The sequence below is a fragment of the Chitinophaga sp. genome (genome assembly GCF_017745275.1).
Lineage (GTDB): Bacteria > Bacteroidota > Bacteroidia > Chitinophagales > Chitinophagaceae > Chitinophaga.
In genome coordinates, this window is sequence record NZ_JAGHZS010000003.1 from 49074 (window position 1) to 63332 (window position 14259).

The 14259-nt window shown below is 45.2% G+C and carries 11 protein-coding genes; 4 read left to right on the plus strand and 7 right to left on the minus strand.

Annotated elements, in window-relative coordinates; all coding sequences use genetic code 11:
- The first annotated feature begins 11 nt into the window (after window positions 1–11).
- From J7623_RS09720 to J7623_RS09735, 4 genes are all read left to right on the plus strand, one after another.
- Window positions 12–1367, plus strand: coding sequence for a TolC family protein (locus tag J7623_RS09720; protein WP_291919670.1), 1356 nt, complete (start codon window positions 12–14; stop codon window positions 1365–1367).
- Window positions 1368–1402: 35 nt separating this feature from the next.
- On the plus strand, window positions 1403–2473 hold the full coding sequence (locus J7623_RS09725; RefSeq protein ID WP_291919671.1) for an efflux RND transporter periplasmic adaptor subunit: 1071 nt from the start codon (window positions 1403–1405) through the stop codon (window positions 2471–2473).
- A gap of 40 nt (window positions 2474–2513) precedes the next feature.
- On the plus strand, window positions 2514–5696 hold the full coding sequence (locus J7623_RS09730; protein WP_291919672.1) for an efflux RND transporter permease subunit: 3183 nt from the start codon (window positions 2514–2516) through the stop codon (window positions 5694–5696).
- 158 nt (window positions 5697–5854) lie between these two features.
- Window positions 5855–6727 (plus strand): hypothetical protein, encoded by an 873-nt coding sequence (locus J7623_RS09735; RefSeq protein ID WP_291919673.1) that lies wholly within the window; start codon window positions 5855–5857, stop codon window positions 6725–6727.
- Window positions 6728–6883: 156 nt separating this feature from the next.
- Here the strand turns inward: J7623_RS09735 and J7623_RS09740 are convergent, their stop codons facing one another.
- The 7 genes from J7623_RS09740 to J7623_RS09770 form a co-directional block, all read right to left on the minus strand.
- Window positions 6884–8470 (minus strand): transferase, encoded by a 1587-nt coding sequence (locus J7623_RS09740; protein ID WP_291919675.1) that lies wholly within the window; start codon window positions 8468–8470, stop codon window positions 6884–6886.
- 130 nt (window positions 8471–8600) lie between these two features.
- Window positions 8601–10010, minus strand: a complete 1410-nt coding sequence (locus J7623_RS09745) for a nicotinate phosphoribosyltransferase (protein WP_291919677.1) — start codon at window positions 10008–10010, stop codon at window positions 8601–8603.
- 11 nt (window positions 10011–10021) lie between these two features.
- On the minus strand, window positions 10022–10954 hold the full coding sequence (locus J7623_RS09750; protein ID WP_366838688.1) for an NUDIX domain-containing protein: 933 nt from the start codon (window positions 10952–10954) through the stop codon (window positions 10022–10024).
- A gap of 363 nt (window positions 10955–11317) precedes the next feature.
- A complete protein-coding gene (locus J7623_RS09755) occupies window positions 11318–12004 on the minus strand; it encodes an NUDIX domain-containing protein (protein ID WP_291919680.1) in 687 nt (228 codons plus the stop codon).
- Between the two features lie 15 nt (window positions 12005–12019).
- Entirely contained in the window at window positions 12020–12424 is a 405-nt protein-coding gene (locus J7623_RS09760; RefSeq protein WP_291919682.1) for a hypothetical protein, read from the minus strand.
- A 12-nt stretch (window positions 12425–12436) separates the two neighbouring features.
- Window positions 12437–12832 (minus strand): nuclear transport factor 2 family protein, encoded by a 396-nt coding sequence (locus J7623_RS09765; RefSeq protein WP_291919683.1) that lies wholly within the window; start codon window positions 12830–12832, stop codon window positions 12437–12439.
- A gap of 96 nt (window positions 12833–12928) precedes the next feature.
- Window positions 12929–14212: a M28 family peptidase gene (locus tag J7623_RS09770; RefSeq protein ID WP_291919685.1), complete on the minus strand. Its 1284-nt coding sequence runs from the start codon at window positions 14210–14212 to the stop codon at window positions 12929–12931.
- Window positions 14213–14259 lie beyond the last annotated feature (47 nt).

Genomic DNA, 14259 nt, shown 5'->3' on the forward strand with positions numbered 1-14259 from the left:
TGATTTAATTTATGAAGCGATTAAAGTTAACGCTTGTCCTCCTAATGGGGATAGGGGTGTATAATGGTTATGCCCAAACGCAGCTCACCTTACAGGAAGCGCTGAAGTTTGCACTGAACAACAACAAACAATTAGCCCGGACAAAAATGGACGAGGAAATGGGTAAATTCAAAACCCAGGAAGTCCGCTCCCAGGCCTTGCCTCAGCTGAATGGTAACGCATCTTACACAGATAACCTGATGCTGCAAAAATCACTCATTCCCGGTGCTGTATTTGGTAAACCAGATAGTTCCATACTCGTGGCATTTGGCGTAAAATACAATGCTACCGTGGGCGCAGAATTGAGCCAGCAGATTTTTAACCAGTCCGTATTTACCGGTCTGAAAGCAGCGAAAGCGGGAGAAGAATATTATAAAATACAAACTGTGCAGTCTGAAGAAAACGTGATCTATGGCGTATCTCAGCTGTATTACCAGCTGATGGTAACACAGGAAAAAATTGTGACCATCAACAGTAATATCGAGAAGCTCACTCAACTGGTAAGCGCTACCAAATCACAGTTCGATAATGGGTTGGCTAAAAAGATTGACCTCGATCGTATCAAGGTGAATCTCACCAACTACCTGACCCAGCGCACACAGTTGCTGAATCAATATGCGATGCAAACCAATAACCTGAAAAAGGTAATGGGCATGCCTTTGCAATCCAGCTTCCTGCTGCCTGCAGCATCATTGAAAGAAATTGAAACTACTGCTGCCGGTGTATTGCAATATGATGATATGAATATCGCCAACAGAACAGAATATAAATTATTGAAGAAACAGGAAGAACTGCAACTGTTTCAGAAGAAAGCTTACCTGGCAGAGTACTATCCTTCCCTGTCTTTATTCGGAAGATATTCTTACAACGGGATGAGTCAGCAATTCGCTTTCTCCAAAGATCCTTCTAACTCTACCAGCTGGTTTGGTGCTGCCGCTATCGGTATATCGCTGAAAGTGCCCATCTTCGATGGTTTTGGCCGCCGCTCCAAAGTAAACCAGCAAAATGTAACGCTGCGTCAACTGAGCAAGCAAATAGAGGATACCGAACAAACGCTCAACACGGATTACGAAAATGCCAAGCTGATGGTGCGTAGTAATTTATCTACCATCACCACCCAAAAGGAAAACATGGACCTGGCCAACGAAGTATATTATTCTACCCAGAATAACTATAAACTCGGCCTGGCGGGTTTAACGGATCTGCTCAATGCAGAAACTTCCCTGGCAGATGCGCAAAACAGCTATAACGAAGCCCTGCTGCAGTATAAACTGGCGGAGCTGGAAATTATTAAGAGCAAAGGATCTTTGAAAGATCTCCTAAACTAAACGTATAAACGAAAACAACGATAAACTATTTGCAGATGAAAAAGTTTATAATCTGGGGTGTAGTGACAATAGGTGCAGTGGTACTGATCATGTGGAAACTCAATGCTAACAAAAAGGCAAATGAGGCCAAAACAGAATTCGTAAAACAAAGCAATATCGGCGATATCCCGGTGCTGGTGCAAAAAGTAACCCGCAACGATTTTTCAAATGGCTTCCTGGCCAACGGTAACTTTGCACCGGTGCGTGAACTGGCTTACCTCGCTGAAACTGCCGGCCGTATTACCAAATTACTGGTAGACGAAGGTAGTGTAGTAAGACAGGGACAGCCTATAGCCTACGTGGATGCACAAATTGTAAACACCGACCTCGAGTCTGCAAAAGCTAACCTTAACCAGCTGAAAGTAGATAAAGAAAGATACGAAAGCGCCTTCCAAACCGGTGGTGTTACGCAAAAACAAATGGATGATGCACGCCTGCAATACGACGTGGCCAAAACCCGCTACGAGGCCGCCAGTCGCCGCGTTAGCGATACTTATGTGAAGGCACCTATCTCCGGTATCATCAATAAAAAATACATTGAACTAGGCGCCTACCTTTCTGTAGGTACTAAAATGTTTGATATCGTGGATGTATCCCGCCTGAAACTCGCTGTATCTGTACCGGAAGGCCAGGTAGTGACCCTGAAGAAAGGTCAGAAAGTAGAAGTGACCAGCAACGTTTTCCCGGAAACTAAATATGAAGGTACCATCACTTTCATTGCAGCCAAAGGCGATAACTCCCTGAACTACCCGGTAGAAATGGAAGTGAATAACGTTGCCGGTAAAGACCTGAAAGCAGGCATGTATGGCACCGCCCACTTCGTAGATCCGAATGCAGATAAAACCATCTTCATTGCCCGTACCGCATTTATTGGTGGTGTAAACAGCAATGAAATATATATCATGGAAGGTAATGTAGCCAGGAAACGTAAAGTAGTAGCTGGTCGTATTATCGGCGACCAGGTAGAAGTACGGGAAGGCCTGAACGAAGGTGATACCGTAATTACCAGCGGTCAGATCAACCTGACAGAAGGCGCTACAGTAGCCGTACAAAACGCTGCGAAGTAAGTAAGGAAACGTATCTGGTGTTTGACCAAATTTTTGCAACATGAAGATTACCGAAGTATCGATTAAGCGGCCTACCATTGTGGTGGTGGTATTTACCATCCTCACCCTGCTGGGCGTGATGAGTTATAAATCGCTGAACTACGAGCTGTTGCCCAAGTTCAGCTCCCCTATCGTTACCATTGCTACCATCTACCCGGGAGCTTCTCCTAATGAGGTGGAAAGCAGTGTAACCAAAAAGATTGAAGACGCCATTGCGTCCATGGAAAAGATTAAGAAGATTACTTCCAAATCTTCCGAAAGCCTTTCTGTTATTACCGTTGAGCTGAATAATGATGCCGATGTGGATATCGCATTACAGGATGCACAACGTAAGGTGAACGCTATCCTGGCTGATTTGCCAGGTGATGCGAAGCCGCCTTCCCTCAACAAATTTTCATTGGATGACTTGCCTATCATGACTTTGTCTGCCACCGCTAAAATGGACGACAAGCAATTTTATGACCTGGTAGATAAAAAGCTGCAGCCATTATTATCCCGGTTGCCGGGTGTGGCGCAGGTATCATTGATTGGTGGCCAGGAGCGAGAAATACAGGTGAATATAGATCCTAAGAAACTGCAGGCGTTTAATTTATCTATTCTGCAGGTGCGTCAGCTGATTACAAATGCCAACCTGGACTTCCCTACCGGGAAGGTAAAAACCGCCAATGAACAGATCCTGATCCGTTTGGCGGGTAAGTATAAAAATGTAGATCAGCTCCGCAACCTGGTGTTGAAAACAACAGAGAATGGCACGCAGGTTCGTCTTACTGATGTAGCCGATGTACAGGATGCCCAAAAAGATGCAGATCGTATTGCCCGTGTAGACGGTGTAAGCGCTATTGCACTGCAGGTGCAAAAACAAACAGACGCAAATGCGGTGACCGTGAGCGAGGAAATGAAGAAAACGATCGCGCAGATAGAAAAAGACTATGCAGTCAACGATCTGAAGATACTGGTGGCCAACGATTCTTCCGACTTTACACTGGAATCAGCCGACTCCGTAATACATGACCTCATCCTGGCGGTAGCACTGGTGGCGGTGGTAATGCTGTTGTTCTTACATAGTGTACGTAGCGCCATTTTCGTAATGATCTCCATTCCGGCTTCCCTGATTGCTACTTTTATTGGTATGAAGCTGATGGGATTCTCCCTCAACCTCATGTCTTTACTCGGCTTATCACTGGTGGTTGGTATCCTCGTGGATGATGCCATTGTGGTGCTGGAGAATATCTATCGCCATATGGAGATGGGGAAAAACAGAGTACGTGCGGCATTCGATGGGGTAAAGGAAATAGGCTTTACTGTTACTTCCATTACCCTGGTAATTGTGGTGGTATTTCTTCCTATATCATTAACCAACGAGCTGGTATCCAAAATTTTGCGTGAGTTCTGCGTGGTGGTAATGATTTCTACGATGTTGAGCTTGCTCTCATCCTTTATGATTGTGCCGCTGCTCTCTTCCCGTTTTGGTAAACTGGAACATATCACGGGTAAAAACTGGTTTGAGAAATTTATTCTTTGGTTTGAAGCACAGTTGTCGAAGTTTACAAGCTGGATGACAGGTATTCTGCGCTGGGCGCTGGCACATAAAGCCATTACCCTGATAGTGGCTATAGGCTTGTTGTTTGCGTCTTTCATGCTGTTAGGTAAAGGATATATCGGAGGAGAGTTTATTCCGAAAGGTGACCGTGGACAATTTATTGTGATGCTGGAAATGCCGAAGGATGCGTCTGTAGATCAAACCAACCTGGCTACCAGGACAGCGGAGAAGTATCTTAACAAAAAGCCGGAAATCACCCGTTTGATTACAACTGTTGGTCAAACCAGTGAAGATGGTTTTGGTAATTCGCAATCTACCGCTTATAAATCAGAGATTACGGTTATGCTGGTAGATCCGGAGAAACGCGCGGATGCATCAGATATTTATGCGGCTAAGATCAAGAAGGAATTGAAAAACATCTTACCGGGAGTTAAAGTGAAAACTACAGCGGTAAGCATCATGGGTACCGCGGAAAGAGCGCCGGTAGAATTAATCGTAATGGGTACCGAGCTGGATAGTGTAATGAATTACGCTAAGAGAGCAATGGATACCCTTAAAACCATCAGCGGCGCTACGGAAGTAAAACTGTCTGTAGAAGATGGTAACCCGGAAATCAACGTACAGGTAGATCGTGATAAAATGGCGGCGCTGGGACTGACATTGGATGCGGTAGGTGGAACTATGCAAACTGCTTTTAGTGGTACGGCAGATGATTCCAAGGTGAAGTTCCGTCAGGGCGATTATGAATATGATATCAACATTCGTTTCGATGATTTCAGCAGAAAGAACCTGGACGATGTATCTAATATACAGTTCATCAATGATAAAGGGCAGCTGATTAAATTGTCGCAGTTTGCTGCTGTAACAGAAGGCTCTGGCCCAAGCCACCTGGAAAGAAGGGATAAAAATACGTCTGTATCTGTGCAGGCGCAGGTAATGGGACGTCCTTCCGGTACAGTAACGCAGGAGTTCCAGGCGAAGCTGGCTAAGATGGGTAAACCAACGGGTATTAGTTACCTGTTTGGGGGAGATGCAGAGAACCAGGGCGATTCCTTCGGTACATTAGGTGCGGCGTTGCTGATTTCTATTGTACTGGTGTACCTGATCATGGTGGCGCTGTACGATAACTACATCTATCCATTTGTGGTATTGTTCTCCATCCCATTGGCTATCATCGGTGCGTTGCTGGCATTGGCGCTGACTAACAATACGCTGAACATCTTTACCATCCTGGGTATTATCATGTTGATTGGTCTGGTGGCGAAGAATGCGATCATCCTGGTGGACTTTACCAACCAGATGAAAGAAGAAGGACAGAGCACTTATCAGGCATTGATCCATGCGAACAATGCGCGTTTGCGCCCTATCCTGATGACCACTATCGCCATGGTGATTGGTATGTTGCCTATTGCGTTGGCAACCGGTGGTGTAGGCGCCATTAAAAATGGTCTGGCCTGGGCTATCATCGGAGGTTTGATTAGCTCCATGTTCCTGACACTCATCGTGGTACCGGTGGTATATATGATAGTGGATAAGGTGATGGCGAAGTTTGGTATTGGCAAGTTGTCTACCAAGCGTTATATCAGGCAGCGCATGGTGGCTTCTTACGAGGAAGTTCCTTTAAATGAAATTCATGTGAATTAAAGATATGTTACTAACAGTGTAACAGTTGTAGGTTTAGGTAATGGCCGGAGTAATCATACTCCGGCTTTCTTTTTTCTTTGATATTAACAAGTAATTCTTTCGTTTTCACATGGTGGAGTTCACGGGGGCATATTACTTTTGCGTCATAAATAATCCTTATGAGAAAGTATTTCCCCATTTTATCTTTATTAGCAGTTCCTTTTATTACACAGGCGCAGAAAACTACAGCTGGCCTGGAAAAGCCGGAAAGTGTGGTCGCTTATAATGATGGCTATTTTGTGTCAGAAATTGGTTCAAAGCTGGACCCGGTTGGTAAAGACGGAGATGGCGCTATCTCCTATATTAATAGTGCCGGCAAGCTGGAAACATTAAAATATTTTGATGACGTTTTGAATGCCCCTAAAGGATTGGAGATCATAGGCGATGTATTGTATGTAGCAGATATTGATCATCTGAAAGGCTACAATATCAAATCACGCAAAAAAGTATTTGATCTAAACCTGGAAGGGAAAGCGTTGATGTTAAACGATTTAACAAAGGTAGATGATAGTACACTCGTCATCAGCGATTCCTTTAAAAATCATGTGTTGCAGGTAAATACAGTTACCGCTTCATGGATAAAGTTAAAGGGAGATATCGTAGTGCCTAATGGGGTGGTATATGATGCTGCTACAGATATTGTGTATGTATGCAGTATGGGCCCCGACTTTGATGGCACCGGTAAATTGTTTTCAAAGAAACTGCATGATGACAATGCTGCTTTTGAGGAGCTGAAAAATTCGCCTGTAGGTCTTTTTGATGGTATTGTTCTGGATGGCCACCATTTGCTGGTATCTGACTGGATTACTATTAAAGACCCGGTAAAAGGGAATTTATATGTGTATGATTTAAAGAATAATAAATATACCAAACAGGAAATTAAGCGTTCTCCTGCAGATATCGCATTGGATACAAAGAAGAAAGAATTGCTGATACCGCAATTACTGGATGACAGACTGGAAATAGTTTCGTTGAAGACTTTAGGGTTGTAAGTTAAGAATAAGCGGAAGCCGGCTCCTGTTGCGGAGCCGCTTCAACTTATTTTAAGGAAATTTTTTGTTAGCGTGAGGGTAATCAACAGCAAAGCTGTCAATATATAGCCACTACGCTGCAGAACAGGGGTATCATAATGATGGTTTTTATCAACATTATTTTCTCGCGAGCAGCAGCATATGTGATACAGGAAAAGGAATGGGCAAGGGTACATCATTATTGCACGGGCGCATCAGTTGTACCTTTCCTTCCAACCTGTTTTTTACGATCCACTCATTTCTCCAGGTGTTCGATAAATGATCTAGTCTAAGTCCGGCTTCTTCCAGCGCGGATTTCCAGTCGCTATAATTCCAGAAGCAAAATGTTTCATGCATTTCACTCAGCCAGTTATCGTGATAATCCTTTTTGAACAGGAATTCGCAGGCATTTTGCATGGATAGCTGTGCGTAGGTTTTGCCGGCAATAGTTACCCATTCATACGGCAGTTGGAAACCTTCGTGGTGGCGGAAATCTTTGGCGAATTGCCTGAATAACGCCATGGTAGACAGCTTTCCGAGCCAGGTGGCCAGCTCATGGGTGGTGGCATTTTCCGGCATCGGGAGATTATTTTCCCCATCAGTGTCGTTGAGCCACAATAAAATGATTTCATCTTTATTTTCTGGTCCTACTACATCTCTGTTAATCCACACGCCGCCGGGTACCAGTTCATTATATCGGTTACGGATAAACGCCAGCAAGTCTTCCCTGCTGCCGTAAGATTCAATTTCATGTGTGAGTGATGATGTATGAATGGTATTCATACTGCCTGCTTCAAATACCAGGCTGGTAACGGCATTTTTCTGCGAAAAGAAAACAGACGGGTTGGCAAATTCTCCGTTATGTTTTCTTTGCAGGCAGATATCGTATAAATGCCGGGATACTTCGATGCCGAAGAAATCGCATTCATGGAGGCGATCATCTTCACTGGCTATTTTGATCCAGGAACCGGCAGCACAGCCGATGTCGCCAATTTCCCCGGGTTGGATATATGGTGCGGTTTCGCGGTATTTCTGTGCGGCGATATCGTCCATTTGCTTTACGTATACAGCGTAGTCGCGGGTAGCGGTGAGGTCGCCATCAGCGCCAATGATGGGATCTTTCAGGATCTGCTGCACCTTCTCTCCTACTCCATACAGCGACCAGATTTTAAACGAGGCCGGGTGCATTTGATCCAGGATGGTTTTGTCTTTTCGCCAGTCGTTGGATTGTGCCACCAGTTTCACGATATCCCAGGGCATGGGTTGTGTAAGCTGTTGACTGACGGGATCCCACTCTGCCGGTAATACGGTGTATCCTTTGCGGAGATACATTTCTTTCACGGCAGTAGAGCAGATCACCAGGGTGTTTTCGGGCTTGAGTGAATGTATGCCTTCACTGGAATGTCGTATGGTTTTAATGGTATAATCGGTGAAGTCGTTGATCACGCCCACATCATCGATGCCGTATACAAACGCGGGTACGTCCAGGGAGTTGGAAAATTCCTGGATAGCCATGGCGCGGAGGTAGAATGGCACCGGGTTTCGCTTGGTACCCAGGTGGTTGGCAGAGGTAACAGCGAAGATAATTCCGTCTATTTCCTGTGTGGGTAACGGGTTACCATATACGTCAATTTCGCCTGTAAGTTTGCATTTGATCAGGCGGTTAAGATATTTGAACTGGAAATCAGTTAGCAGGTGATGGCGGCCGGGTATGAGTAAATACATGCTATGAAGATAATGAATGCCATGAATTGTTGCAGCGGTGAAGGCGTTAAAGAAAAGAGAAATAAAACAGCCGTTTCTGTGTGAAACGGCTGCTGTTGAGGAAAACGTGGTGGAAGAAATAAGGATATTTTTATAAAGCGGCGGTGTGGCGTACTTCATCGAAAGTATACTGCCTGACTACTTCGCCGTTTTCGAATACGGTTTGTAACAGGTCATCGCCTGCTTCGGAGGTGGCTACGGTTTTGAAGGTGTTGTTATCGCGTACCAGTTTTAATTTACCGGCTTTTGATTTTTTGAAAGAAGTGCGGAGGTTACCGCTGGCATCCAGTTCTACAGGCATTTTTTGCACGTTCACCGGTTCGCCATTTACCACCGCATAGGCGCATTTAAGTGCAAATTCTTGTGTGTCGCGGTTAACGCGTTGGAGTAAGGCGCCGCCCATACCCAGCACCAGGTTTTCGGCACTGATGCCGGCCTGTTTGAGGGCTTCGAAGATACCAGGGATAGAGGAATAGCTGATGCCGTCGCCTTGTATCACTCTTACCTGTGGTGGTAATACTTTGAAGCCTTTTTCATTGGTGGTGAAACCAAATTTATTCATCAGGATATCAAAGATCTTCAGCAGGGTTTGTACCGGATCGCCGCTGTCGGGGCGGATAACAAGGGTACCATCTCTTTTTAATATCTGTTCTTTTAACTCAGTTCCCCAATATTCTTCACAGGCCCGGAAAATGTTGTAGGAGTCGGATACACAGGCGATGGTACCGGTAGGATAGGTATCCAGTATGTGTTTGAATATTTCCAGTTCGCCAGCTTCGCCTAAGAGGGTTACTACAGAGTGTTCAGTAGCGGGGATAGACAGTCCGGGTGCGGTAGTTGCCTGGTAGTATCTTTTAGCAAATACAGATCCGGGAATGGTGTCACTTCCTGCGAAGCTTACCAGGTGAGCGCTGCCGCCTATGCCGGCGCTTTCTACGGAGCTGGCGCCGCGGAAACCGAAGTCGTTGAGGACAAAGTCGATGCCTGCGAAAGCGTCGCCGCTGGCGGTTTCTTCGTAATATTTCTTTACTATTTTTTTAATTTCCCTGGATACAGAGGCTACGGTGCAAGGGTACCAAACCTGCATGAGCAGGGTTTCGAGGAAGTTGGTAAGCCAGAAGCATTCAGGGTCGGTGTTTTCGATGGTCATCAGTACATTTCGTACAGGCACTACCGTACCTTCGGGTACTGCTTTAATGCGGATGGGGAGTTTGCCACCGTGTTTATCGATGATGTATTCGAAGCGGCTGCGGTCGAATACATCTGTGCGGCCAAAAACCTCTGTGAGCAGGACTTCGGCTTCGTCCAGTTTTTCTTTGGTGAATACTTCGCCGGCTAAATATTGTTTCAGAAAGTATTGCAGGCCATAGAAAACGGTTTCGTCAAATTTGCCGCCCCGGCTTTCAAGGTAAGAGTAGATGTATTGGGTGCCGGGGACATATAGTTTATGGTGAGAGTATTTGTAAGCGTCGGCGAGGAGGAGGAGGTTTTCGGTTGTCATAACTTAATATTTTAGTCTTGGTAAGAATATTTTTCATTCAGTTTGGCGAGTAAAGGGAGATGTGTATCAACAATTTCTCCGCGGGCAATTAAATTCGGTATATCCTTTACCGTTACCCATTTTACTTCGGCCAGATCATCGCCGGCAGCGGGTGTACCGGCTACCAGGTTAGTACTGAACAGGGTGGTAATAATTTTGTTCACTTCGGAGCGATAGCGCCAGTCGTCTACCCGCATGGAGGCGACGTATTCCATAGCGCCTATTGACAGTGGGCCACATTCTTCCTGTAACTCTCTGGCAGCAGCCATCTCGAAATCATCGTCTGTTGGGTCGGAAAAACCGCCAGGCAATCTCCATGCGTTTTCGTTAGGCTTACGACCTAACAACAATTCCTGTTTATTGTTACGGAACAGCGCAATATCTACAGTAGCATATACGGATGGAAACAGGTTATAGGTGTTGTATATGATACCGGCGCGAAACTCTTCTGTGTCAAATACCTTGTCGGATAAGGCTTCCCGCATGGCGGTAGCGTTGTAGTCTTTTACCGGGGGCAGTGCTTCGGTGGTGTATTTACCGGTGTAGGTGTCCATGAAGCTATCGCGGCTGCCGTACAACAAAAAGGTTTCGTGTGGGAAGTTGTTGTGTAGCAGTTCATCCAGTTTCTGAGACCATACGGCGTCGCTTTTCTGATCGCTCAGTGGTAATACAATGATTTCAGGAAACTGTTGTTTGATCATGCGCTCGCGGGTGTAATAATCGAGCGGGTTTTTGCGGCTACCTCTTACGGGGCTCACGCCAAGTATGATCAGTACGCGGTTATGCTTTTGTTTCACCTGTCTAATGAGGGTCATATGACCTTCATGTAGTGAAGGTGTTTGGAAGCGAGCGATAATAACTCCTGTGGGCTTTGTGTTTTGCATATCCGAGCTATTTTGTGTCATTGTTACACAAATGTATGGAGGTAAATTGAAATGGCAAAATATTTATTGTAAAATTTACACAAAATATTAATGCCTCTTATTTTGGATAAAGGTAGACTCGCTCCAGCCGCATTCTTCACATACTTTTTCACGGAATTTTATACCACTGCTATTAAAGCCTTCAAAGAGGCTGCGAAGGGAATTAGTTTGTTTTCTTGCATGACAAAAAAATTACGGTTTAACAAAGATGGTTGGCTACAAAGGAAGGCATATATTTTATTTTAATTGACCTTATATATCAAGTCATTTTTAGAAATGAGGGAATAGACATCACAAAAAAAGAGGCCATCACGGCCTCTTCTGAAATATCGTTTATACAAAAAATTATATCTCAAACGCCATTCCTTCTTTCTTCAACTTAAAATACCGCTCCTCATCAAAGCTGAACAAATTCGCGGGTCTCCCCTGCGATACCTGTTTCTGCTTTTCATTATGCGCTATCAATATTCCGAGGTGATTAATTTTCTTTTGAAAATTCCGTCGGTCTATAGGCCGGTCCAGCAAGGTTTCGTAGAGCTTTTCCAGGTCTGCGATGGGAAATTTCTTGGCGAGCAGTTCAAAGCCTATAGGTTCGTAACGGATTTTATTACGCAGGCGTTGTACCGCTACATCAATAATGGCGGCATGATCAAAGGCCAGTGTGGGAAGGTCTTTGATGTTGAACCATTTGGCGTCTTCGGCGTCCGAGCTGGCTGCTAACTGGAAGTTGGTAGGGTTTACCAGGCCAAAATAGGCGACGGAAACGATTCTGCCTCGGGGGTCGCGACCGGGTAAGCCGAAAGTATATAGCTGTTCCAGGTAGTTGATGTTTACTCCGGCTTCGGTGAGCAGTTCCCGGGTAACGGCTTCTTCGAGGGATTCTTCATCCAGCACAAAGCCGCCGGGTAGCGCCCAGCTGTGCAGGAAAGGTTGTATGGTACGCTTAATGAGCAGCACCACAATGCCTTCTTTGGGAATATATCCAAATACCACCGCGTCTACGGTGAGTTTGATGTTTTGTTTAATCGGCAAGATTATCTGGTTATTTTACTTAATGTAATGATCTAACTGTGTAGAGTCCTTGTGTAAATTTACGAACAAAGGATTTTTCTGCGGATCAAAAACGATAATAGTGCTTTGTTCCCATATATCCTGCGGGGTGGGCAGTTCTATGATCACTTCCTGGCCATTGGCGCGGTGGAACAGGAGGCTGTCTTTCCCGGCCATATGTCTTTTAAAGTCGTGGCGATCCAGGTAATCGGTGAGTTGTTGCCTCAGTTGCAGTACTGAGTCATTTAACGGGCTGGACGCGGGTTTGAATTCGCGGTATACATAGGATTTCTCGCTGATCACATCATAGGCGGATTTATCGGAGGTTTGTCCGTCATTACGGGTAGGGTTACACGCAAATAATCCGATGGCGATGGTGAGGAGTGATAATATTTTATTCATGCGTTCAAAACTTTAATGTTCGTAGCAATCATAGTTGCGTTGGCGATAAATTTTGCCATCGCGGAATTCTATGATGGTGCAAATAAATGCTTTCATGATCTGGCCGCGGCGAAATTGTCCGGCGTCTACGCCTATTTCCCCGGTCCATTTGGCTTCTACCACAAGAGTATTGCCGGATTCCACAACTTTCAGCACGCTGAAGTGTTGGGATTTTAGAATGATTTTATTGGTGGCCATGCTTTCCAGCATGATCTCAAAATTGCGTTGTTTGATTTCATTCGAGAGCTGATTTGGATATTCAGTCTGAATGATATTCGGATGAAAAACCCTGGCAAACTCAACGGGGTCTGTGGAGAAACTCTCCAACAGTTGGAAATACCGGTATATAAGCGCCAGTTTCTCTTCCATTTAAAGGGATAAATTGAAATTTTTTGAATGACGTAATTATGCGAAAATATACATTTCGCACCTATATGTAACTTTCAAATTTTGAGTGGATCGGAATCAGGGGATACTGCTGAATGCAAGCTTATCTTTATCGTTTGTTTTATCGATGATATTGTACACCAGTTTCAGCACGTTCAGGGTGCCTTCATAATTGATTTTGCTATCACTGGAAGCGGTGCTGGTAGAGAAATAAAGAACGGGTATATTTTTCTGATAGAAAGATGCATGATCAGAGTTGTTGATGCCGGTAGAATCATATACCAGTGGTAGATCTTTGCTGGCAGCTTGCTGCAAAATAGCTGCCCATCCGGGAGAGGTACCTGCCCCACCAATCTGCAGGGGTGTGCCGGGATTGAGTTGCCCAATACCGTCCATATTAATCATGTAGTTCACCTGGGAAAGGTTAACTGTACTATGGGAAGCAAAATATTTAGAGCCAAATAATCCCTGTTCTTTACCGGAGAAAGCAACAATTACATAATTATTGTTATGAAGACGGGAGCCATTCAATATGCGGGCTATTTCCAACAGGGCGGCGGTGCCGCTGGCGTTATCTTCCGCCTGGGCTGTGGTTTCCCAACCTGGATAATCGTAGTGTGCACCGATCACGATGGTTCTGGGTGCTTTGTTATTAATATAGCCGATCACGTTGGTGCCGCTGCGCTTGATGGCTTTGAATGCCACCTGCAGGTTTACCTGGAAGCTGCCGGCATCTTCTGAACTAAGTTTTTTGCTGATATCGTTGCTCACCCAAACGGCTGGGATGCCGGTGGCGGCGGGGTGTTGCTCTAACCATTTGGTCACTTCTGCAACAGATTCTTTCCCATTATAAAAGATAACACCGGTGGCACCAGACTTTTCGGCAATCTTTGTTTGCTCCAGATACTGTTGCAGCATGGTTTTGTGGCTATCGGTATCTATATCGGTGATATTGATAAACCAGATATTATCGGGTTCATTCACGCCGGGCATCACCTCTCCTTTCACGGTTTTCTCGGCACTGAAGGGTAGCGGGAGAAATTGTTTGCCTGCAGGAAGTTTATCTTCATTGAGTGTCATATGGCAGGTGGCAGCTGGTTCCCGGGTTTCTTTTACAGTAAAAGTTTGCAGGAAGCCATCATCTCCCATGGGGGTTAAGCCGATTTGCTGGAGTTGCGAGGCAATGTAGGTGGCAGCCAGTTGTTCACCGGGAGCTCCCGTACTGCGGCCATTCAGCTTGTCGCTGCTCAGGGAGTTAATGTGCAATTGTAGGTTACCTATGGTTTTTCGGTCCTCTCTTTTCTGCGCGTGCACGTATATGGTTACAACCACCAGTGGTAACAGCCAGGTTATCTTTTTCACAGCAATCTGTTTGGGTGTTGCGGCAAAATTACGAATTACAGCCGGGT

What these genes read in the sequence shown, in the direction of transcription:
- J7623_RS09745 (WP_291919677.1), bottom strand. Translation starts at nt 10,010, where the DNA reads ATGACAACCGAAAACCTCCTCCTCCTCGCCGACGCTTACAAATACTCT.
- J7623_RS09760 (WP_291919682.1), bottom strand. Translation starts at nt 12,424, where the DNA reads ATGAATAAAATATTATCACTCCTCACCATCGCCATCGGATTATTTGCG.
- J7623_RS09750 (WP_366838688.1), bottom strand. Translation starts at nt 10,954, where the DNA reads ATGACACAAAATAGCTCGGATATGCAAAACACAAAGCCCACAGGAGTT.
- J7623_RS09740 (WP_291919675.1), bottom strand. Translation starts at nt 8,470, where the DNA reads ATGTATTTACTCATACCCGGCCGCCATCACCTGCTAACTGATTTCCAG.
- J7623_RS09720 (WP_291919670.1), top strand. Translation starts at nt 12, where the DNA reads ATGAAGCGATTAAAGTTAACGCTTGTCCTCCTAATGGGGATAGGGGTG.
- J7623_RS09730 (WP_291919672.1), top strand. Translation starts at nt 2,514, where the DNA reads ATGAAGATTACCGAAGTATCGATTAAGCGGCCTACCATTGTGGTGGTG.
- J7623_RS09765 (WP_291919683.1), bottom strand. Translation starts at nt 12,832, where the DNA reads ATGGAAGAGAAACTGGCGCTTATATACCGGTATTTCCAACTGTTGGAG.
- J7623_RS09735 (WP_291919673.1), top strand. Translation starts at nt 5,855, where the DNA reads ATGAGAAAGTATTTCCCCATTTTATCTTTATTAGCAGTTCCTTTTATT.
- J7623_RS09725 (WP_291919671.1), top strand. Translation starts at nt 1,403, where the DNA reads ATGAAAAAGTTTATAATCTGGGGTGTAGTGACAATAGGTGCAGTGGTA.